The sequence below is a fragment of the Salmonella enterica subsp. enterica serovar Typhimurium str. LT2 genome (assembly GCF_000006945.2).
Classification (GTDB): Bacteria; Pseudomonadota; Gammaproteobacteria; order Enterobacterales; family Enterobacteriaceae; genus Salmonella; species Salmonella enterica.
The window spans coordinates 670,285-687,710 of sequence record NC_003197.2 but is presented as its reverse complement, the minus strand read 5'-3'; the positions used below and the strand labels follow the sequence as shown (position 1 = coordinate 687,710).

General features: G+C 54.1%; 17 protein-coding genes and 19 other annotated features. Of the genes, 10 read left to right on the top strand and 7 right to left on the bottom strand.

Translation table 11 applies throughout. The features are described from left to right. Nucleotides 1-49 precede the first annotated feature (49 nt). Nucleotides 50-55 (top strand) — a ribosome-binding site (putative RBS for citC; RegulonDB:STMS1H000950). The 9 genes from citC to rnk all read left to right on the top strand — a co-directional run bounded on the left by citC (nt 50) and on the right by rnk (nt 8,364). After that, the gene (citC, locus tag STM0624; RefSeq protein ID NP_459616.1) for a citrate lyase synthetase (citrate (pro-3S)-lyase ligase occupies nt 50-1,142 on the top strand. Within the gene, nt 66-1,142 belong to an annotated coding region; the region does not span the whole gene. It overlaps the preceding feature by 6 nt. Beyond that, nucleotides 1,129-1,134 (top strand) — a ribosome-binding site (putative RBS for citD; RegulonDB:STMS1H000949). Its footprint overlaps the gene before it by 6 nt. Continuing rightward, the gene (gene citD / locus STM0623) for a citrate lyase acyl carrier protein (gamma chain) (RefSeq protein ID NP_459615.1) occupies nt 1,129-1,435 on the top strand. Within the gene, nt 1,139-1,435 belong to an annotated coding region; the region does not span the whole gene. Before citC ends, citD begins: the two co-directional genes overlap by 14 nt. Continuing rightward, nucleotides 1,421-1,426 (top strand) — a ribosome-binding site (putative RBS for citE; RegulonDB:STMS1H000948). Its footprint overlaps the gene before it by 6 nt. Then, nucleotides 1,421-2,340 (top strand): citrate lyase beta chain (acyl lyase subunit) gene (gene citE / locus STM0622; RefSeq protein ID NP_459614.1). Within the gene, nt 1,432-2,340 belong to an annotated coding region; the region does not span the whole gene. The genes citD and citE overlap by 15 nt, the downstream gene beginning before the upstream one ends. Continuing rightward, nucleotides 2,339-2,344 (top strand) — a ribosome-binding site (putative RBS for citF; RegulonDB:STMS1H000947). (Overlaps the previous gene by 2 nt.) Further along, nucleotides 2,339-3,879 (top strand): citrate lyase alpha chain gene (gene citF, locus STM0621; RefSeq protein ID NP_459613.1). Within the gene, nt 2,350-3,879 belong to an annotated coding region; the region does not span the whole gene. It overlaps the preceding feature by 6 nt. The genes citE and citF overlap by 2 nt, the downstream gene beginning before the upstream one ends. Next, nucleotides 3,865-3,870 (top strand) — a ribosome-binding site (putative RBS for citX; RegulonDB:STMS1H000946). Its footprint overlaps the gene before it by 6 nt. Beyond that, nucleotides 3,865-4,434 (top strand): putative cytoplasmic protein gene (gene citX, locus STM0620; protein NP_459612.1). Within the gene, nt 3,883-4,434 belong to an annotated coding region; the region does not span the whole gene. Before citF ends, citX begins: the two co-directional genes overlap by 15 nt. Further along, nucleotides 4,393-4,398: a ribosome-binding site (putative RBS for citG; RegulonDB:STMS1H000945), on the top strand. It overlaps the preceding gene by 6 nt. Next, nucleotides 4,393-5,302, top strand: a protein-coding gene (citG, locus tag STM0619; RefSeq protein NP_459611.1) for a putative modifier of citrate lyase protein. Within the gene, nt 4,406-5,302 belong to an annotated coding region; the region does not span the whole gene. The genes citX and citG overlap by 42 nt, the downstream gene beginning before the upstream one ends. A gap of 23 nt (nt 5,303-5,325) precedes the next feature. Further along, nucleotides 5,326-5,331 (top strand) — a ribosome-binding site (putative RBS for citT; RegulonDB:STMS1H000944). After that, the gene (citT, locus tag STM0618) for a DASS family, citrate:succinate transport (antiport) protein (RefSeq protein ID NP_459610.1) occupies nt 5,326-6,803 on the top strand. Within the gene, nt 5,340-6,803 belong to an annotated coding region; the region does not span the whole gene. Its footprint overlaps the feature before it by 6 nt. A gap of 109 nt (nt 6,804-6,912) precedes the next feature. Continuing rightward, the gene (rna, locus tag STM0617) at nt 6,913-7,719 is read left to right on the top strand and encodes an RNase I (RefSeq protein ID NP_459609.1); all 807 of its coding nucleotides are present in this window, start codon (nt 6,913-6,915) and stop codon (nt 7,717-7,719) included. 222 nt (nt 7,720-7,941) lie between these two features. Then, nucleotides 7,942-7,947: a ribosome-binding site (putative RBS for rnk; RegulonDB:STMS1H000943), on the top strand. Beyond that, the gene (rnk, locus tag STM0616) for a regulator of nucleoside diphosphate kinase (RefSeq protein NP_459608.1) occupies nt 7,942-8,364 on the top strand. Within the gene, nt 7,954-8,364 belong to an annotated coding region; the region does not span the whole gene. It overlaps the preceding feature by 6 nt. An 82-nt stretch (nt 8,365-8,446) precedes the next feature. Here the strand turns inward: rnk and ybdR are convergent. After that, the gene (gene ybdR, locus STM0615; RefSeq protein NP_459607.1) for a putative dehydrogenase occupies nt 8,447-9,696 on the bottom strand. Within the gene, nt 8,447-9,685 belong to an annotated coding region; the region does not span the whole gene. Next, nucleotides 9,691-9,696, bottom strand: a ribosome-binding site (putative RBS for ybdR; RegulonDB:STMS1H000942). (Overlaps the previous gene by 6 nt.) Before the next feature lie 196 nt (nt 9,697-9,892). Next, nucleotides 9,893-9,898 (top strand) — a ribosome-binding site (putative RBS for ybdQ; RegulonDB:STMS1H000941). Here ybdR and ybdQ point away from each other — a divergent pair. Then, the gene (gene ybdQ, locus STM0614) for a putative universal stress protein UspA and related nucleotide-binding protein (RefSeq protein NP_459606.1) occupies nt 9,893-10,336 on the top strand. Within the gene, nt 9,908-10,336 belong to an annotated coding region; the region does not span the whole gene. Its footprint overlaps the feature before it by 6 nt. Nucleotides 10,337-10,403: 67 nt before the next feature. Here the strand turns inward: ybdQ and STM0613 are convergent. The 6 genes from STM0613 to ahpC form a co-directional block, all read right to left on the bottom strand. Then, nucleotides 10,404-11,178 (bottom strand): putative hydrogenase protein gene (locus STM0613; RefSeq protein NP_459605.1). Within the gene, nt 10,404-11,171 belong to an annotated coding region; the region does not span the whole gene. Then, nucleotides 11,171-11,734, bottom strand: a protein-coding gene (locus STM0612; RefSeq protein ID NP_459604.1) for a putative hydrogenase protein. Within the gene, nt 11,171-11,728 belong to an annotated coding region; the region does not span the whole gene. The genes STM0613 and STM0612 overlap by 8 nt, the downstream gene beginning before the upstream one ends. Next, nucleotides 11,173-11,178: a ribosome-binding site (putative RBS for STM0613; RegulonDB:STMS1H000940), on the bottom strand. Its footprint overlaps the gene before it by 6 nt. Then, nucleotides 11,725-14,016, bottom strand: a protein-coding gene (locus tag STM0611; protein ID NP_459603.1) for a putative oxidoreductase protein. Within the gene, nt 11,725-14,004 belong to an annotated coding region; the region does not span the whole gene. The genes STM0612 and STM0611 overlap by 10 nt, the downstream gene beginning before the upstream one ends. Beyond that, nucleotides 11,729-11,734: a ribosome-binding site (putative RBS for STM0612; RegulonDB:STMS1H000939), on the bottom strand. (Overlaps the previous gene by 6 nt.) Beyond that, the gene (locus STM0610; RefSeq protein ID NP_459602.1) for a putative component of anaerobic dehydrogenases occupies nt 13,997-14,563 on the bottom strand. Within the gene, nt 13,997-14,557 belong to an annotated coding region; the region does not span the whole gene. Before STM0610 ends, STM0611 begins: the two co-directional genes overlap by 20 nt. Continuing rightward, nucleotides 14,011-14,016 (bottom strand) — a ribosome-binding site (putative RBS for STM0611; RegulonDB:STMS1H000938). Its footprint overlaps the gene before it by 6 nt. After that, nucleotides 14,558-14,563: a ribosome-binding site (putative RBS for STM0610; RegulonDB:STMS1H000937), on the bottom strand. Its footprint lies within the gene STM0610. A 325-nt stretch (nt 14,564-14,888) precedes the next feature. After that, nucleotides 14,889-16,466, bottom strand: a protein-coding gene (gene ahpF / locus STM0609; protein NP_459601.1) for an alkyl hydroperoxide reductase, F52a subunit. Within the gene, nt 14,889-16,454 belong to an annotated coding region; the region does not span the whole gene. After that, nucleotides 16,461-16,466, bottom strand: a ribosome-binding site (putative RBS for ahpF; RegulonDB:STMS1H000936). It overlaps the preceding gene by 6 nt. 229 nt (nt 16,467-16,695) lie before the next feature. Continuing rightward, the gene (gene ahpC / locus STM0608) for an alkyl hydroperoxide reductase, C22 subunit (protein ID NP_459600.1) occupies nt 16,696-17,361 on the bottom strand. Within the gene, nt 16,696-17,259 belong to an annotated coding region; the region does not span the whole gene. Beyond that, nucleotides 17,266-17,271, bottom strand: a ribosome-binding site (putative RBS for ahpC; RegulonDB:STMS1H000935). It overlaps the preceding gene by 6 nt. Further along, nucleotides 17,316-17,362 (bottom strand) — a protein binding site (putative binding site for OxyR, RegulonDB: STMS1H000335). Beyond that, nucleotides 17,329-17,337 (bottom strand) — a -10 signal (putative -10_signal for ahpC; RegulonDB:STMLTH004689). It overlaps the preceding feature by 9 nt. Next, nucleotides 17,353-17,361, bottom strand: a -35 signal (putative -35_signal for ahpC; RegulonDB:STMLTH004689). It lies within the feature at nt 17,316-17,362. Nucleotides 17,363-17,426: the final 64 nt, after the last annotated feature.

Genomic DNA, 17,426 nt, shown 5'->3' with positions numbered 1-17,426 from the left:
GTTGCAACACAGCGCAACATATACAGAAAAGTGGCAACAAGCATATCACCAGGATATTTCTTACTATGTTTGGCAATAATGTATTCACTCGGGTAAAACGCTCTGAAAATAAAAAAATGGCGGAGATCGCTCACTTTCTCAAAGAGAATGATTTAAGCGTCGATACCACTGTAGAAGTGTTTATTACCGTCAGCCGTGATGACCGTCTTATTGCCTGCGGCGGTATTGCCGGAAATATCATTAAATGCGTGGCCATTAGCGAATCAGTACGCGGCGAAGGCTTAGCGTTAACGCTGGCGACGGAATTGATTAATCTCGCCTGGGAGCGGCACTGCACCCATCTTTTTATTTATACCAAAACGGAATACGAAGCGCTGTTTAAACAGTGCAGCTTTTCGACGATAGCCAGCGTCCCTGGCGTAATGGTCTTAATGGAAAATAGCGCGACCCGGTTGAAACGGTATGCGGAATCGCTGGCGACATTGCGTCATGAGGGAAAGAAAATTGGCTGTATTGTGATGAACGCCAATCCTTTCACGAACGGCCATCGCTATCTGATCCAACAGGCGGCGGCACAGTGCGACTGGCTGCATCTGTTCCTGGTCAAAGAAGATACATCACGCTTTCCCTATGAAGACCGACTCGATCTGGTCCTTAAAGGGACCACCGATATCCCGCGCTTAACCGTTCACCGCGGCTCCGAATACATTATTTCTCGTGCGACGTTCCCCTGCTATTTCATTAAAGAGCAGAGCGTTATTAATCACTGTTATACCGAAATCGACCTGAAGATTTTCCGCCAGTATCTGGCGCCCGCGCTTGGCATCACACACCGCTTTGTCGGTACGGAGCCGTTTTGCACCGTTACCGCCCAGTACAACCTTGATATGCGTTTCTGGCTGGAGACGCCAACGCTTCCCGCCCCACCCATTACGCTGGTGGAAATAGAGCGGCTTTGCTTCCAGGAGACGCCGATATCCGCCTCCTGGGTACGCAAGCTGCTGGTTAAACACGATCTCACGGCTATCGCGCCGCTGGTTCCCGACGCCACCCTGCGCTATTTGCAGGGCATGGTCGAACGCCATCCGGGCAGCGCGGCAGCCCGTCAAAAGTCCCCCGTATTAGCAACAGGTGAAAAATGAAAATAAACCAGCTAGCCGTCGCAGGCACGCTTGAGTCCGGCGATGTGATGATACGCATTGCGCCGCTCGATACGCAGGATATTGACCTGCAAATCAACAGTAGCGTTGAAAAACAGTTTGGCGAGGCCATTCGCGCCACCATCCTGGAGGTGCTTTCTCGCTACGACGTGCGCGGCGTACAACTGAACGTCGATGATAAAGGCGCTCTGGACTGCATTTTGCGCGCCCGACTGGAAACGCTACTGGCGCGCGCCAGCGGTATTGCCGCTCTGCCCTGGGAGGATCGCCAATGATTTCCGCCTCTCTGCAACAACGTAAAACCCGCACCCGCCGCAGTATGTTATTCGTACCGGGCGCCAACGCGGCGATGGTGAGCAATTCGTTTATCTACCCGGCCGACGCGCTGATGTTCGACCTGGAAGACTCCGTTGCATTACGCGAAAAAGACGCGGCGCGCCGTCTGGTATATCACGCGCTGCAACACCCGCTTTACCGTGACGTCGAAACCATTGTCCGCGTGAATGCGCTGGATTCCGAATGGGGCGTCAACGATCTGGAAGCGGTCGTGCGCGGCGGCGCGGACGTGGTGCGTTTACCGAAAACCGACACCGCGCAGGACGTCATTGATATCGAAAACGAAATTCTGCGCATTGAAAACGCCTGCGGTCGCGAACCGGGCAGTACCGGCCTGTTAGCCGCCGTGGAATCGCCGCTGGGTATTACCCGCGCGGTAGAAATCGCCCACGCCTCTGAACGGTTGATCGGGATTGCGCTGGGCGCGGAAGACTATGTTCGCAACCTGCGCACCGAACGCTCTCCGGAAGGCACCGAACTGCTGTTCGCCCGCTGCGCCATTTTGCAGGCCGCGCGTTCCGCCGGCATTCAGGCCTTCGATACCGTCTATTCCGACGCCAACAACGAAGCCGGTTTCCTGCAAGAAGCCGCCCACATTAAACAGTTGGGCTTTGACGGTAAGTCACTGATCAACCCCCGCCAGATCGAACTGCTGCACAACCTTTATGCGCCAACGCGTAAAGAGGTCGCCCATGCGCGTCTGGTCGTTGAAGCCGCAGAAGCCGCCGCCCGCGAAGGTCTCGGCGTCGTTTCCCTTAACGGCAAGATGGTCGACAGCCCGGTGATTGAACGCGCCCGTCTGGTGCTCTCCCGTGCAGAACTTTCCGGTATTCGCGAAGAATAAGGCAAAAAAATGACGCAGAAAAATGAATCTCAACGCCAGGATCGCGTAGCAGCCTGGAGCCGTCACGCTGAAAGCGAACTGAGCGCTTACCAAAGTGCGGCAAAATTGGATCTACAAGCGCAAAAACCGCGCGACCACAAACTGTGCGCCAGCCTGGAAGAGGCCATCCGCCGTTCCGGTTTACGCGACGGCATGACGGTCTCCTTTCACCACGCGTTTCGCGGCGGCGATCTGACGATTAACCTGGTGATGGAAACCATCGCGAAGATGGGCTTCAAAAACCTGACGCTGGCCTCCAGTTCGCTGAGCGACTGCCATGCGCCGCTGGTTGAACACATTCGTAACGGGGTGGTCAGCCGCATCTACACGTCAGGCCTGCGCGGCCCGCTGGCGGAAGAAATTTCTCGCGGCTTGCTGGCTGAGCCGGTTCAGATTCACTCCCACGGCGGTCGTGTACATCTGGTACAAAGCGGCGAACTCAATATTGATGTTGCATTTCTTGGCGTGCCCTCCTGCGATGAATTCGGTAATGCTAACGGTTATACCGGCAAAGCCTGTTGCGGTTCACTGGGCTACGCGATGGTGGATGCCGACAGCGCGAAGCAGGTCGTGATGCTGACGGAGCAACTGCTGCCGTATCCGCATAACCCGGCAAGCATCGCTCAGGATCAGGTTGATCTGATCGTGCAAATCGAAGAAGTCGGTGATGCAAACAAAATCGGCGCTGGCGCGACCCGCATGACCACTAATCCGCGTGAACTGCTGATCGCCCGCAGCGCGGCGGAAGTCATTGCTCACTCCGGCTACTTCAACGAAGGTTTCTCCCTACAAACTGGCACCGGCGGTGCATCGCTGGCGGTCACCCGCTTCCTGGAAGACAAAATGCGTAGCCGCAACATTGTGGCTAATTTCGCGCTGGGCGGTATCACCGCCACCATGGTCGACCTGCATGAAAAGGGCTTAATCCGCAAACTGCTTGACGTTCAGAGCTTCGATCGTAACGCTGCGCAATCTTTGGCTCGCAACCCGAACCATATCGAAATCAGCGCTAACCAGTACGCCAACTGGGGCTCTAAAGGCGCTTCCGTCGACCGTCTGGACGTGGTGGTACTGAGCGCGCTGGAAGTAGACACCCACTTCAATGTTAACGTGCTGACCGGCTCCGACGGCGTTCTACGCGGCGCGTCCGGCGGTCACTGCGATACCGCCGTCGCGGCGGCGCTGTCCATCATCGTCGCGCCGCTGGTACGCGGTCGCATCCCAACGCTGGTTGATAACGTCACCACCTGCGTCACACCGGGCTCCAGCGTCGACATTCTGGTCACCGATCACGGTATCGCCGTCAATCCGGCGCGTCCGGAGCTGGCTGAACGCCTGAAAGCAGCGGGAATGAAAGTGGTATCGATTGAGTGGCTGCGCGAACGCGCGCAACTGCTTACCGGTCAGCCCCGCCCTATCGAATTCACCGACCGCGTGATTGCTGTCGTGCGTTATCGCGACGGTTCAGTGATCGATGTGGTGCATCAGGTGAAGGAATAAGCCATGCGCCTGTTTCCTGAACTCGCCACCTGTCACGACGTTTCTATTCCTGAGCTGCTCGCCAGCCGGGATGAGAGACAAGCAAGACAGCGCGCCTGGCTAACGCGCCACGCCACTCCACTGGTCTCCTTTACCGTGGTGGCGCCAGGCCCGATAAAAGACAGCGCGTTAACCCGCCGGATCTTTAATCACGGCGTGACTGCCCTGCACACGCTGGCAGAAGAGTATGGCTGGACTATCCGGGAGCAGGCTGCACTGGCTTCCGCCAGCGGGCCGGAAGGGCTGCTGGCGATTGACGCGCCCGCTCAGGCGCTCAAACAGGCGACCATCGCGCTTGAACAGCGTTATCCACTGGGGCGCCTGTGGGATATCGATGTCCTGACGGCGGAAGGCGAAATACTCTCCCGCCGCCATTTCGCGCTTCCCGCTCGCCGCTGTCTGCTGTGCGGGCAAAGCGCGGCTGAATGCGCGCGGGGTAAAACCCACGCGCTGACTGATTTACTGATTCATATGGAGGCGCTGCTGCATGATGCCGATTCCCGCCAACCCGACTAACGCCTCCATTCAGCCTCAGTCGCTGTATGACGTCTGGGCCGATTTGGCCTGGCGCGCCATGCTGACCGAGGTAAATTTATCGCCAAAACCCGGTCTGGTAGACCGACTAAACTGCGGCGCGCACAAAGATATGGCGCTGGCGGATTTTCACCGCAGCGCGGAGGCGATTCGACACTGGCTGCCGCGCTTTATGGAATATGGCGCCAGCTGCACGCGCCTGCCGCCAGAGTCAGTTCTGGCGGGCCTGCGTCCATTGGGGATGGCCTGTGAAGCAGCGATGTTTCGCGCAACGGCGGGCGTCAATACCCATAAAGGCAGCATTTTCTCGCTGGGGTTACTGTGCGCCGCCATTGGCCGCCTGTATCAGCTACGCCAGCCGATCGCCGCAGAAACACTCTGCGCTACCGCCGCCGATTTTTGCCGCGGCCTGACAACGCGCGAACTGCGCCAGAACAACCTACAGCTCACCGCAGGCCAGCGGCTGTATCAGCAACTGGGATTAACCGGCGCGCGCGGTGAAGCGGAAGCGGGCTATCCGCTGGTCATCCGCCACGCGTTGCCGCACTACCGCGCATTGCTGGCGCAGGGGCGCGATCCCGAACTGGCGCTGCTTGATACCTTACTGCTGCTGATGTCGCTTAACGGCGATACCAACGTCGCGTCGCGCGGCGGGGCGGACGGTCTGCGCTGGTTACAGCAGCAGGCTGCGGTCTTATTACAGCAGGGCGGCATACGGACGCCTGACGATCTCGTTTATCTCCACCGGTTCGATCAGCAATGCATTGAACGCAATCTCAGCCCAGGCGGTAGCGCCGATCTGCTGATCGTGACCTGGTTTTTAGCGCAAATTTCGCAAGTTAATCATTAACACAATTATAGAAAATATCCTTTCCGGAGAGTCATTTATGTCTTTATCCAAAGATAATATATGGAAGTTGTTGGCCCCATTAGTGGTGATGGGCGTCATGTTGTTAATTCCTGTTCCAGATGGTATGCCGCCGCAGGCCTGGCACTATTTTGCGGTTTTCGTCGCGATGATTGTCGGTATGATCCTGGAGCCGATCCCGGCGACAGCGATCAGTTTTATCGCCGTAACCATTTGCGTTATCGGCAGCAATTACCTGCTATTTGACGCTTCAGAACTGGCCGATCCGGCGTTTAAAGCCAGTAAACAGGCGCTGAAATGGGGGCTTGCCGGTTTCTCCAGCACCACGGTCTGGCTGGTTTTCGGCGCGTTTATTTTCGCGCTGGGCTACGAAGTGACCGGGCTGGGGCGCCGCATTGCGCTGTTTTTGGTAAAATTCATGGGTAAACGCACGCTGACGCTCGGCTATGCGATTGTCATTATCGATATTTTGCTGGCGCCGTTTACTCCCTCCAATACGGCTCGTACCGGCGGGACTGTCTTCCCGGTCATCAAGAACCTGCCGCCGCTGTTTAAATCGTTTCCAAACGATCCTTCCGCACGCCGCATCGGCGGTTATTTGATGTGGATGATGGTGATCAGTACCAGCCTGAGCTCTTCGATGTTTGTCACTGGCGCGGCCCCGAACGTATTAGGTCTGGAGTTCGTCAGCAAGATCGCTGGCGTCCAGATTAGCTGGCTGCAGTGGTTTCTCAGCTTTCTGCCGGTAGGGATTATTTTACTGATCGTTGCGCCGTGGCTCTCCTATGTACTTTATAAACCTGAAGTGACCCACAGTGCGGAAGTCGCGGCCTGGGCTGGCGGCGAGTTAAAAAACATGGGGCGTCTGTCCCGCAAAGAGTGGACGCTGATTGGCCTGGTGCTGCTTAGCTTAGGATTGTGGGTTTTTGGTGGAAAAATCATCAACGCCACTGCCGTGGGTCTGCTGGCCGTCTCGCTGATGCTGGCGTTGCATGTTGTGCCGTGGAAAGATATTACGCGCTACAACAGCGCCTGGAACACCCTGGTGAACCTCGCTACGCTGGTGGTCATGGCCAATGGCTTAACCCGCTCCGGCTTTATTGACTGGTTCGCCAATACCATGAGTACGCATCTGGAAGGTTTCTCTCCGGATGCAACCGTGATTGTACTGGTACTGGTGTTCTATTTCGCGCACTATCTGTTCGCCAGTCTTTCCGCTCACACCGCGACCATGCTGCCGGTCATTCTGGCGGTGGGTAAAGGCATTCCGGGCGTTCCGATGGAACAACTGTGTATTCTGCTGGTGCTGTCTATCGGTATCATGGGCTGTCTGACGCCGTATGCCACCGGCCCTGGTGTGATTATCTACGGCTGCGGTTACGTGAAATCCAGAGACTACTGGCGGCTTGGCGCAATCTTTGGCGTTATCTATATCGCGATGCTGTTGCTGGTGGGCTGGCCGATTTTGGCAATGTGGAATTAAACATTACGCCAACGCAGGTTAAAAATGATGCCGTTCAGGTTCACCTGAGCGGCATTTTTTATGATTAAATGGGTAACATTCATAATGTGTATAAATTATCGAATTCATCATGAACACAATATGGCATTACAGTCCGCTGCTGGCTGCCCTCTTAACCCCGATTTTTGCCGCCAACGCCGACGAACTTCAGGCGCAACAGTACGGTGATTTCACTGACTATGTGCTGGCGCTTTCCTGGCAAACCGGTTTTTGTCAAAGCCAGCATGAACGCCGCCATCGGGAGCCCGATGAGTGCCGTCTGCAAAAAGAGCCAGCCAACAAAGCAGACTTTCTGACCGTCCACGGCCTGTGGCCAGGATTACCCAAATCTATCGCCGCACGCGGTGTTGACCAGAGACGCTGGCAGCGCTTTGGTTGTGCGACGCGGCCAATCCCGAATCTGCCTGAAGTCAAGGCCAGCCGGAAATGCTCAGCCTCCGCCCCCGGACTTTCGCCTGACATCGCGGCAGCGCTTAAGGAAGTGATGCCCGGCGCGGGGGGGAATTCCTGTCTGGAGCGCTACGAATATGCCAAACATGGCGCCTGTTTCGGGTTTGATCCCAATGCCTATTTCGGCACCATGATACGGCTGGATAAGGCGATAAAAGACAGCGCACTGGGGCAGTTTCTGACGGATAATTACGGCAAAACCGTTAGCCGCGCTGAGTTTGATAGCGTCGTCGCACAAATGTGGGGCCAGGATAATGTCAAAGCCGTTAAAGTAAACTGCCATGGCAATCCCGCCTATTTAACAGAGATTCAGTTTTCATTAAAGGCGTCGATGATTAACGCCCCGCTCTCCTCTGCCTCATTCCTGCCGCAGCCGCATCCCGGCAACTGCGGGAAACAGTTTATTATCGATAAAGCCGGTTATTGACGAAGCAGAGGTTTAAAACCGTAGCCACATTTGAGAACACGCCCGAATGTAGACTAAAATTCACTCAGGGCTATGACGTTTGAGGATTTACCCGAATGTGAACTAAATCACTTCAAAGACGGGGTAAGTCTCAGTATCATCATGAGAGTTAAACCCTCGCCGCCAGACGGTGAGGGTTTTCTTTTGGGACCATTTACCTGCACTACTCGCAGTATCGATGACATGGAGTAAGAAATGTCCAGACCCACTATTATCATTAACGACCTTGACGCCGAACGTATTGATCGTCTTCTGGAACAGCCTGCGTATGCGGATCTGCCGATTGCCGACGCGCTCAACGCCGAACTGGATCGCGCGCAAATGTGTTCGCCACAAGAGATGCCGAACGATGTCGTCACCATGAACAGCCGCGTTAAATTCCGCAATTTGAGCGATGGTGAAACACGCGTGCGGACGCTGGTGTACCCCGCCAATATGACGGACAGCAGTACCCAGCTTTCGGTAATGGCGCCCGTCGGCGCGGCGTTGCTGGGACTGCGCGTCGGCGACACCATTCACTGGGAACTGCCGGGCGGCGCCTCCACCCATCTCGAAGTGCTGGAACTCGAATATCAGCCTGAAGCCGCGGGCGACTTCCTGCGTTAAATCATCTGCATAAGCGTTAATGCGTTTACACAGAGGATGCCTGCGCATCCTCTTTCCGTTAGCCCTTTCATTTCTGCCTGCTTCAGACAACGCCGCCTGGCATCGGGTTGACTACTCCCGTCGCCTGTTTCTGCGCCGCTTGTGCCGACGTCGCTCCCGGCACCAGGATAACCTTCCGGCACTCTTCTTCGCGTTTTTCGAAAATTTCGTAGCCGCGCGCCGCCTCTTCAAACGGCATATAGTGCGTGACAATCTCCTCCGGCTTCAGCAACCCTTTTTCAATAAGCGGTAATAATTCCCCCAGCCACGCGTGAACATGGGTTTGACCCATTTTAAAAGTTAGCCCCTTATCAAAGGCGTCGCCGAATAAAAAGCCGTGAATAAAACCGGCATACACGCCGGGCACGCTGACCACGCCGCCGCGTCTGACCGCCGCGATACATTGTCGCAGCGCTTTGCCGCTGCTGCCTTCCAGTTTAAGGTTCGTCAGCACCGTCTCCGTCAAGCTGCCTTTCGCTTCAAAGCCTACGGCATCAATTACCGCGTCCACGCCGCGGTGTCCTGCCGTCTGCTCGATGATTTTTTCCGCCGGATCGTTCTCATCATCGAAGTTGATCGGTATCGCGCCGTAACGTTCTTCGGCGAAACGCAGGCGCCAGGCGTGGTGATCAACGACGAAGATCTGCTCCGCGCCCAGCAGTCGCGCACAGGCGATAGTCAGTAATCCTACCGGCCCTGCGCCAAAAACCGCCACGCTGAAACCTTGCTGAATCTGGGCATTTTTTGCCGCCTGCCAGGCGGTAGGCAAAATATCAGAAAGAAACAGCGCTTTATCGTCAGATAACAGCGGCGGCACCTTAAATGGACCGACATTACCTTTTGGCACGCGAACATATTCGGCCTGTCCGCCGGGAACGCCGCCATACAGATGGCTATACCCAAACAGCGCCGCCGGTGGCGGGATCTGTTTTTTATTCATCGCCGCGCCGTGTCCGTCGTTAGTGTTTTCACACGCTGAATATTGCTGTAGCCGACAGAAAAAACAGTCACCACAGGCAATGACAAACGGGATAACGACCCGATCCCCTTTCCGAATATTCTTCACATCATGTCCGGTTTCCACCACCTCGCCCATAAATTCATGGCCGAAAATATCACCATGTTTTACCTGTGGGATCTTGCCGCGATAGAGATGCAAATCAGATCCGCAAATCGCGGTGGCGGTAACACGCAAAATGATATCGTCAGGCTGCTCAATGCCGGGATCGGGTACGTTTTCAACCTTTACGTGATGTGGACCGTGATACGTCAATGCTTTCATGCAGCCTCCGGGGTAACGGTGAATGTCACGTTCGACTATAAAAGGGTAGCTATCCCGGAGAGACTGCCGGCAAAACAGGCGGCTTTAGGATTTTTCCTGGAAAATACACAACTTTTTTAACATCAGGTTGCCGTAATATTTAAAATTGCCAGACAAATAGCAGAAAGAAACATTATTATATGCTTGAATAAATTCAGTATTGATTAACAGGGAGTAACGGGTATGTATAAGACAATCATTATGCCGGTTGATGTTTTTGAAATGGAACTTAGCGATAAAGCCATTCGCCACGCTGAGTTTCTGGCGCAACAGGATGGCGTCATTCATCTGTTGCATGTACTGCCTGGGTCCGCGAGCATGAGTCTGCACCGCTTTGCCGCCGACGTGCGTCGCTTTGAAGAACATTTACAGCATGAGGCGGAAACGCGTCTGCAAACGATGGTGGGACACTTCAGTATCGATCCTTCACGAATTAAAACGCATGTTCGCTTTGGTAGCGTGCGCGATGTCGTCAATGAGATGGGCGAAGAACTGGATGCGGATGTCGTGGTAATCGGTTCGCGTAATCCGTCCATCACGACACACCTGTTGGGGTCTAACGCCTCAAGCGTGGTGCGCCATGCGACGCTGCCCGTATTGGTTGTGCGTTAACTCTGGTGGCTAAAAACTTACACGCCCTGCCAGGTCACGCCTGGCAGGGCTTTTTACTGCATCATCGTTAGTACAAATGCCCGATATTCACAATAGTACTCACCGTGTCGCCAAAAAAGACCAGCCGACTCAGAAATACGCCGACGAATAACAAGACGAACAGGCGTTTCGGGCGCGAATCACCGTGACGGCTGGCGACAAAAGCGAGCGCAAGGCAGACCAGGCTTGCCAGATAAAACGGTGAAGCCAGCCATGAACGCGCCGTCATCTGCATTACCGTTCCCCCGCTTAACCACACCAGCGGCGCCGCGATAAGTACCGCGATACACACCACAATCCCCTGGCGTAACGCAGGAACGGCAGGCCTGAGTTTTAACAGCGGAATCGCCGCGCAACCCATGACCCATACCGTAATAAAAAATAACAGCATGGTAAATCCATTAGCGATAGCCACCATCGCTGGCGCGGCGTAGGTCATCCCCTGCACCGCCACCAGTAACACGCCGAACACGGAGGCGATAAGAGCCATCGCTTTATGTCCCTTTGCCAGGAACGTTACGCCGACCGCTGCGCCAAACAACGTGGCGCCCAGGATTTCCCGACTTAACCAGGCATGTCGCAGGTTAATCAGCGCATCATAAGCGCGATCGGGATGCGCCAGATGCAGAATCGCGGCAATAGACGCCAATGCCAGCACCAGCCCGGTGGCCAACCAATAGAAACGCTGGCCTTCCACTTCACCACGCAGCGTACGCCATGTCAGTACCAAAGCCATCCCGACAGACATCTGGCTTAATACCGTAAAAAACACCAGCGGCAGTTCATATTTTTCCATTACTTGTCCTCCGGCTGCTTAGGCTGGCGCGCCAGAATAAAGCGCGTTCCTGGATTAAGCTGTGGCATATGCGGGAACCCTGGCGGATACTGCACCGCATTATCGGGCACAGGATCGGCATCCAAATCGATAATCGACAAGGCGCCCACCGGACAGGCGTTTACGCACGCCGGATTCATACCGATATCAAGACGCTCGTAGCACATACTGCATTTTTCCGCTTTACGCGTCTCTTCATTAAAACGCGGCGCGCCATAAGGACAGTTACGAATACAGTTTTTACAGCCGATGCAGCGCTCAGGGTTATGCACCACCACGCCATCTTCACGTTTGGTATAGGCTTCGACCGGACAGGCGGCGACGCAGGCCGGATGTTCGCAGTGGTTACAGGCCAGCGAGTAAAACGCCCGCTCTTCATGTGGATAGATGTCTTTATCCAACGGATAAACGTAGCGCCAGAAGCGATCCGGCTCCAGTTGGTTAAAGCTTTTACACGCCATAGCACAGCCGCGGCAGCCGATGCACTTATCGCTATTCACTAAAAACGCACGTCTCATGCTACGGATTCCCCTTTACCGATCAATACAACGTCAGCAAACTGACTGTGGATAGCGGCGCCCGGCGCGCCAGTTTTCATCAGCCCCATATCAGCAGGCGTATCGGCCACGACGTTTTGCACGTTGTACTGCCGTTTCGGGAACCACGCTTCATACATCACCAGAAAATCTTCCGGCACGTTGGTGGTGACTTTTGCCCGCAGCTCAACTTCACCGGTGCCATTGAAAACTTTGACCAGATCGTTCTCGCTGATGCCCTTTTTCTTCGCGGAAGAAGGATGGATATAAACGAACGGTTCCGGGTAGAACACCTGCATCCAGTCCAGGTTGATAAACTGCGAGTGCAGGCCAAACTGCACGTGCGGCGTAAACAGATGGAACGGCAGTTTGCTCTCGGCTTCCGGTTTGTATTCCGGCAGCGCGGTGTGGCCGTTTTTCTCCGCCAGTTCAGATTTAAATTCATACTTGCCTGACGGCGTTTTGAACTTGCGATCGTACCAGGCGGCTGAACTTGGCAGAATCGCTTTTTTCGGCCCGTCCAGCAGATCGTCCCAGGAAGAGATGCCGAACATTTTCGCCATACCGTCGTTGAACTCCTGATCCAGCCAACGCTTGTGATCGAACTCTTGCGGGAAGGTACAGGAACCCGGCGCCATCTTATTAATGGTGCGCGACAGCATGGTAGCGATTTCAAGGTCGCATTTTGCTTCATACATCGGCTTAATCGCCGGCTGATTAATGGAAAGCCAGTAGTGCCAGTAAGAAGCATCCACGTTCCACTCTTCAAACGCGGTGGTAACGGGCAGCACGATATCAGCGTGTTGCACCGTTTCGTTGAAGAACTGATCGGCGCAGACCACCATTTCCAGTTTTTCAAACGCTTTTTTCATCTTGCTGCGATCGAAATCCTGGGCAAACGGGTTTTTACAGGCGACCCACAGCATACGAACCGGCGGATCGTTGGCCTCCAGAATCCCCTGCGCCGTCTGGTTGATATTCAGAGAGCGATCGGAGTACTGCACGGCGTCGCTGCCAGCGGCAGCCCCGAATTCACTGGTGGTGCCCGCCGCTCCCGGTATGCCAATAGCGCCCACCGGCGGCTTCTGCAGCATGGCGTTATAGTTAAAGCCCCAGGTATGCAGATGGCCATAACGCGCGCCGCCGCCTTCGACACCGATGTTGCCGGACATAGCGACAAAGGCATCGATAGCGCGAACGTTGGCGCCGCCGTTGACATGACGCTGCATCCCGTAACCAATCCAGACCGTGGCCGGCTTAACCGCCGTAAACTCTTCCGCCAGCTGGCGAATGACATCCGCAGACAGGCCGCAGATTTCTGCCGCCCACTCCACGGTTACATGGTTACGCAGATAGGCTTCAAATTCCGGATAGCCGTGAGCATCGTTGTTAACAAAATCCTGATCCACCAGGCCTTTATCCACCAGATGACGCGCCATTCCCAGCGCCAGCGCACCGTCTGAGCCAGGCCGTACGCGCAGGTAGAGATCGGCTTTGGCAGCAGTCTGCGACAGCAGCGGGTCGATAACCACGACCTTCGCCCCTTTCTCGCGCGCCTGATAGATGTACTTCATGCTGTGCATTGAGCACCAGGCCGGGTTGGCGCCCCAGATAATGATGTATTTCGCTTTCACCATATCTTCCGGGTCGTTACACCACATGTCGCCCATGTCGTAGTTTTGCGCGTCGATACCGGCAGGCCAGCACGGCGTACCGGCAAAACGGGTGGTATAGCCAAGCGAGGACATCATCCCTTCAACGGCATAGTTCAGCACGCCAAACTTACCGGAATATTTGGTCAGCGCCAGACCGAGCATAGAACCGTCTTTTTTCTTAATCTCCAGCATTTTGGCGGCAATGCGCTGCATCGCCTCTTCCCATGAGATGCGACGCCAGTTGCCGCTACCGCGAACGTCCTGCGTCATGGGATATTTAATACGATCGGGGCTATAAACCCGGCGCGGATAGCTTAACCCTTTGACGCAAGGGGTACCGTGAGTAAATGTTGATTCCGGCGCACCTTCCACGAAAGTAATGACCCCGTCCTTTACCCATGTCTTGAGGCTACAGGTGTCATAGCAGTTACGCGGACACGCGTTACGATAAATTTTGTACGTTTTAGGGTTAAAGGGAACAGGCGGCTGCGCAAGCGCGCATCGGGAGGTCAGTAATCCTCCGGGTAAAGCCGCAACGGCGCCCAGTGCCACTATCCCCTTTAAAAAAGAACGTCTGTTCAGATGTCCCGTCTCATTACTCATATTGATATTCTCGTTTTAATTCAGCAAGCCAATAAAATAAGATGTCCGCCACCGTATATAACGTGGTCGTTTGTGCATGAGTTTTTATTTTTTCGATATATAATGGCACCCACTTTGTTAAATAGTTATTGATATATTGAGTGAGAGTAGAGCGGTATGGTGACGTTTGCCGGGTATTAGCCAGTAATAGTGTGGTCAATTCCAGCACGCAGGAAATATGATCGTCAGGGATATTGCTCTCCTGATTAACCGATAATCCCAACGCTGCCATAAAATCCCGTATCTCCAGCGTCGCCTTTCCCATCACCAGCGCATCATCTTCCAGATACACTGAAGCGAAAGGCGCAGCCAGCAGCTTGCCAGGACCGACGAATAGCGCATTAAAGTCATACTCCGCCTCCAGCCACGCCCGATCGGTAAGGTTTACCGCAGCAGTGGGATTTAATCTCACGTAGGCAGATTTCAGTGAACGACTATCATGAGAATTAAAAAAATCACGCAATGTAAGCCCTGTTTTTTCTAATTCCGTCAGTGATTCATAGATTGAATCCATGAATAAATAACCTCACATACAAATGCAATATAAATCAAGAAAAAAGAATGGGCATGTTAACGGAAGCGCTTAATCTTTCTTTGATAAAAAAACAGAAAAATTCCAGTTAAATCCGTAGAAGGCTTTTTTATTGTTTCAAAGTTTAAAAACAGAATACCGTTGAAATAAAAAACCGTCTGTTATTAACAGACGGTTTCAGAGTATTGATAATGAAGAAGGTGTTTTACCCGGTGCGTTCCCCAGGCATAAACACCGCAGGCCCGAATAGCTTACACTATCGGGCCATTTACGATGGCCAGTTAACTGGCCTTGCAGGTGTGCTTACTTCTTTTTATGCGATTTTGGTGCGAATCAGATAATCAAAGGCGCTCAACGAGGCTTTCGCCCCTTCGCCCGTGGCGATGATAATCTGTTTGTAAGGAACGGTGGTGCAATCGCCTGCGGCGAAGACGCCCTTAACGCTGGTTTCACATTTGGCGTCAATAATGATCTCGCCCATGCGGTTACGCTCAAGCGCGCCTTCCAGCCAGTGGGTATTCGGCAACAGACCAATCTGCACAAAAATCCCTGCCAGCGCGACGCTATGAATATCGCCGCTGACACGGTCACGATACTCCAGTCCCACCACTTTCGAACCGTCGCCCTTCACTTCTGTCGTTTGCGCATTCAAAATGATATCGACATTTTTCAGACTACGCACTTTGTCCTGTAGCACCTGATCCGCCTTCATCTCCGGCGCGAACTCCAGCAACGTAACATGTTCTACAATACCTGCCAGATCGATAGCCGCTTCAACGCCAGAGTTGCCGCCGCCGATGACCGCCACACGCTTCCCTTTAAATAACGGACCGTCGCAGTGCGGACAATAGGTGACGCCTTTGGTGCGATACTGATCCTCGCCCGGCACATTCATATTGCGCCATTTCGCGCCGGTGGCGATGATGATACTACGCGCTTTCAATACTGCGCCGGACGCCGTTTCAATCTGATGCAAGCCGCCTTCTGTTGCGGCCGGAACCAGTTTACTTGCGCTCTGGCTGTCGATAACGTCAACGTCGTAATCGCTGACATGCGCTTTCAGCGCGCCCGCCAGTTTCTGGCCTTCGGTTTTCGGCACCGAGATATAGTTTTCGATATCCACGGTATCCAGCACCTGACCGCCGAAGCGCTCGCCCATCAGACCGGTACGGATGCCTTTGCGCGCCGAGTAGACCGCCGCCGCCGCGCCCGCCGGGCCGGAGCCGACAATCAGTACGTCATACGCATCGCGTTTGTTCAGCGCTTCCGCCGCGCGTTTTTCTGCGCCAGTATCCACTTTAGCGACAATCTCGGTCAGAGTCATACGTCCCTGGCCGAACTCTTTACCGTTAACAAATACCGCCGGAACGCCCATCACGTTACGTTCGGTGATTTCGTTCTGGAAGGTGCCGCCATCAATTGCCGTATGTTTAATACGCGGGTTCAGCACCGCCATCAGGTTCAGCGCCTGCACTACGTCCGGGCAGTTATGGCAGGAGAGTGAATAATAAGTTTCGAATTCAAAATCGCCGTCAATATCGCGAATCTGCTCCAGCAGCGACTGCGCTTCTTTTGACGGATGACCGCCGGTCCACAGCAGCGCCAAAACCAGCGAGGTAAATTCGTGGCCCAGCGGAGAACCGGCAAAGCGCGGCCCTTGCTGAGAACCTGGATTCGTAATCAGGAAAGACGGCTTGCGCACCGGCAGAGTATTGTCTTCTTTAAACGTGACTTTGTCGGACAGCTCGGCGATTTCAGCCAGCAGTTCCTTGATTTCCGCCGATTTAGCGCTGTCATCCAGCGTGGCAATCAGCTCAACAGGTTTGGTCAGTTTCTCAAGGTAAGCCCTGAGCTGGGTTTTCATATTTGTGTCGAGCATTCTTCTTCCCTCTCTGAAAACATCATCATGCAAGCCGACTTCGCGGGACTGCATTAATGCAACTTGCGTCATGGTGCTGAAATGAAATGGGCGCGGGTGCGCCCATGACTGAAACAATTTCCAAAGTATTTCACGTCAGAGTAAGGCGGCTAGCCTGAGAATCCCCGGGAGCTTACTGAAGTAAGTGACCGGGGTGAGCAGGCGACGCCAACGCAGCTATGGCGTGAAAGACGACGGAAATTTAGATTTTACCGACCAGGTCTAAGGATGGAGCCAGAGTCGCTTCGCCTTCTTTCCATTTCGCCGGGCATACTTCGCCTGGGTGAGCGGCAACGTACTGTGCTGCTTTAATTTTACGCAGCAGGTCAGACGCGTCACGGCCGATACCTTCAGCGGTAACTTCGATCGCCTGGATGATACCCTGCGGGTCAACAACAAAGGTCGCACGGTCTGCCAGACCTTCATCTTCACGCATGTTGTCGAAGTTACGGGTCAGGGCGCCAGTCGGGTCGCCGATCATCGCATATTTGATTTTTGCGATAGTTTCAGAGCTGCTGTGCCATGCTTTGTGCGTGAAGTGAGTATCGGTTGAGACGGAATAAACGTCTACGCCCAGCTTCTGCAGTTCTTCGTAATGGTCGGCAACGTCACCCAGTTCAGTCGGGCAAACAAAGGTAAAATCGGCCGGGTAGAAGAAGAAGACGCTCCAGCGGCCTTCGGTATCTTTCTCGGTGACTTCAATGAATTCACCGTTTTTGAACGCCTGGTTTTTGAAAGGTTTGATTTTGGTGTTAATTAAGGACATCTATACTTCCTCCGTGTTTTCGTTGAGGAGTAAGTTAACGAAATTTTGCTGATTCGGCTAATGCGTTTCCATTATCAAATCAATAAGCGTTAACTAACAACCCGATTCGGGCGACATTGTGAACACTGCGCCCTGTCAGCCATCTAAAGTAAAAAGGCCGCCTGACA

Bases quoted from the DNA above. Each gene is read 5' to 3' on its own strand.
- citC (NP_459616.1), top strand. From the start codon at position 66: ATGTTTGGCAATAATGTATTCACTCGGGTAAAACGCTCTGAAAATAAA.
- citD (NP_459615.1), top strand. From the start codon at position 1,139: ATGAAAATAAACCAGCTAGCCGTCGCAGGCACGCTTGAGTCCGGCGAT.
- citE (NP_459614.1), top strand. From the start codon at position 1,432: ATGATTTCCGCCTCTCTGCAACAACGTAAAACCCGCACCCGCCGCAGT.
- citF (NP_459613.1), top strand. From the start codon at position 2,350: ATGACGCAGAAAAATGAATCTCAACGCCAGGATCGCGTAGCAGCCTGG.
- citX (NP_459612.1), top strand. From the start codon at position 3,883: ATGCGCCTGTTTCCTGAACTCGCCACCTGTCACGACGTTTCTATTCCT.
- citG (NP_459611.1), top strand. From the start codon at position 4,406: ATGATGCCGATTCCCGCCAACCCGACTAACGCCTCCATTCAGCCTCAG.
- citT (NP_459610.1), top strand. From the start codon at position 5,340: ATGTCTTTATCCAAAGATAATATATGGAAGTTGTTGGCCCCATTAGTG.
- rna (NP_459609.1), top strand. From the start codon at position 6,913: ATGAACACAATATGGCATTACAGTCCGCTGCTGGCTGCCCTCTTAACC.
- rnk (NP_459608.1), top strand. From the start codon at position 7,954: ATGTCCAGACCCACTATTATCATTAACGACCTTGACGCCGAACGTATT.
- ybdR (NP_459607.1), bottom strand. From the start codon at position 9,685: ATGAAAGCATTGACGTATCACGGTCCACATCACGTAAAGGTTGAAAAC.
- ybdQ (NP_459606.1), top strand. From the start codon at position 9,908: ATGTATAAGACAATCATTATGCCGGTTGATGTTTTTGAAATGGAACTT.
- STM0613 (NP_459605.1), bottom strand. From the start codon at position 11,171: ATGGAAAAATATGAACTGCCGCTGGTGTTTTTTACGGTATTAAGCCAG.
- STM0612 (NP_459604.1), bottom strand. From the start codon at position 11,728: ATGAGACGTGCGTTTTTAGTGAATAGCGATAAGTGCATCGGCTGCCGC.
- STM0611 (NP_459603.1), bottom strand. From the start codon at position 14,004: ATGAGTAATGAGACGGGACATCTGAACAGACGTTCTTTTTTAAAGGGG.
- STM0610 (NP_459602.1), bottom strand. From the start codon at position 14,557: ATGGATTCAATCTATGAATCACTGACGGAATTAGAAAAAACAGGGCTT.
- ahpF (NP_459601.1), bottom strand. From the start codon at position 16,454: ATGCTCGACACAAATATGAAAACCCAGCTCAGGGCTTACCTTGAGAAA.
- ahpC (NP_459600.1), bottom strand. From the start codon at position 17,259: ATGTCCTTAATTAACACCAAAATCAAACCTTTCAAAAACCAGGCGTTC.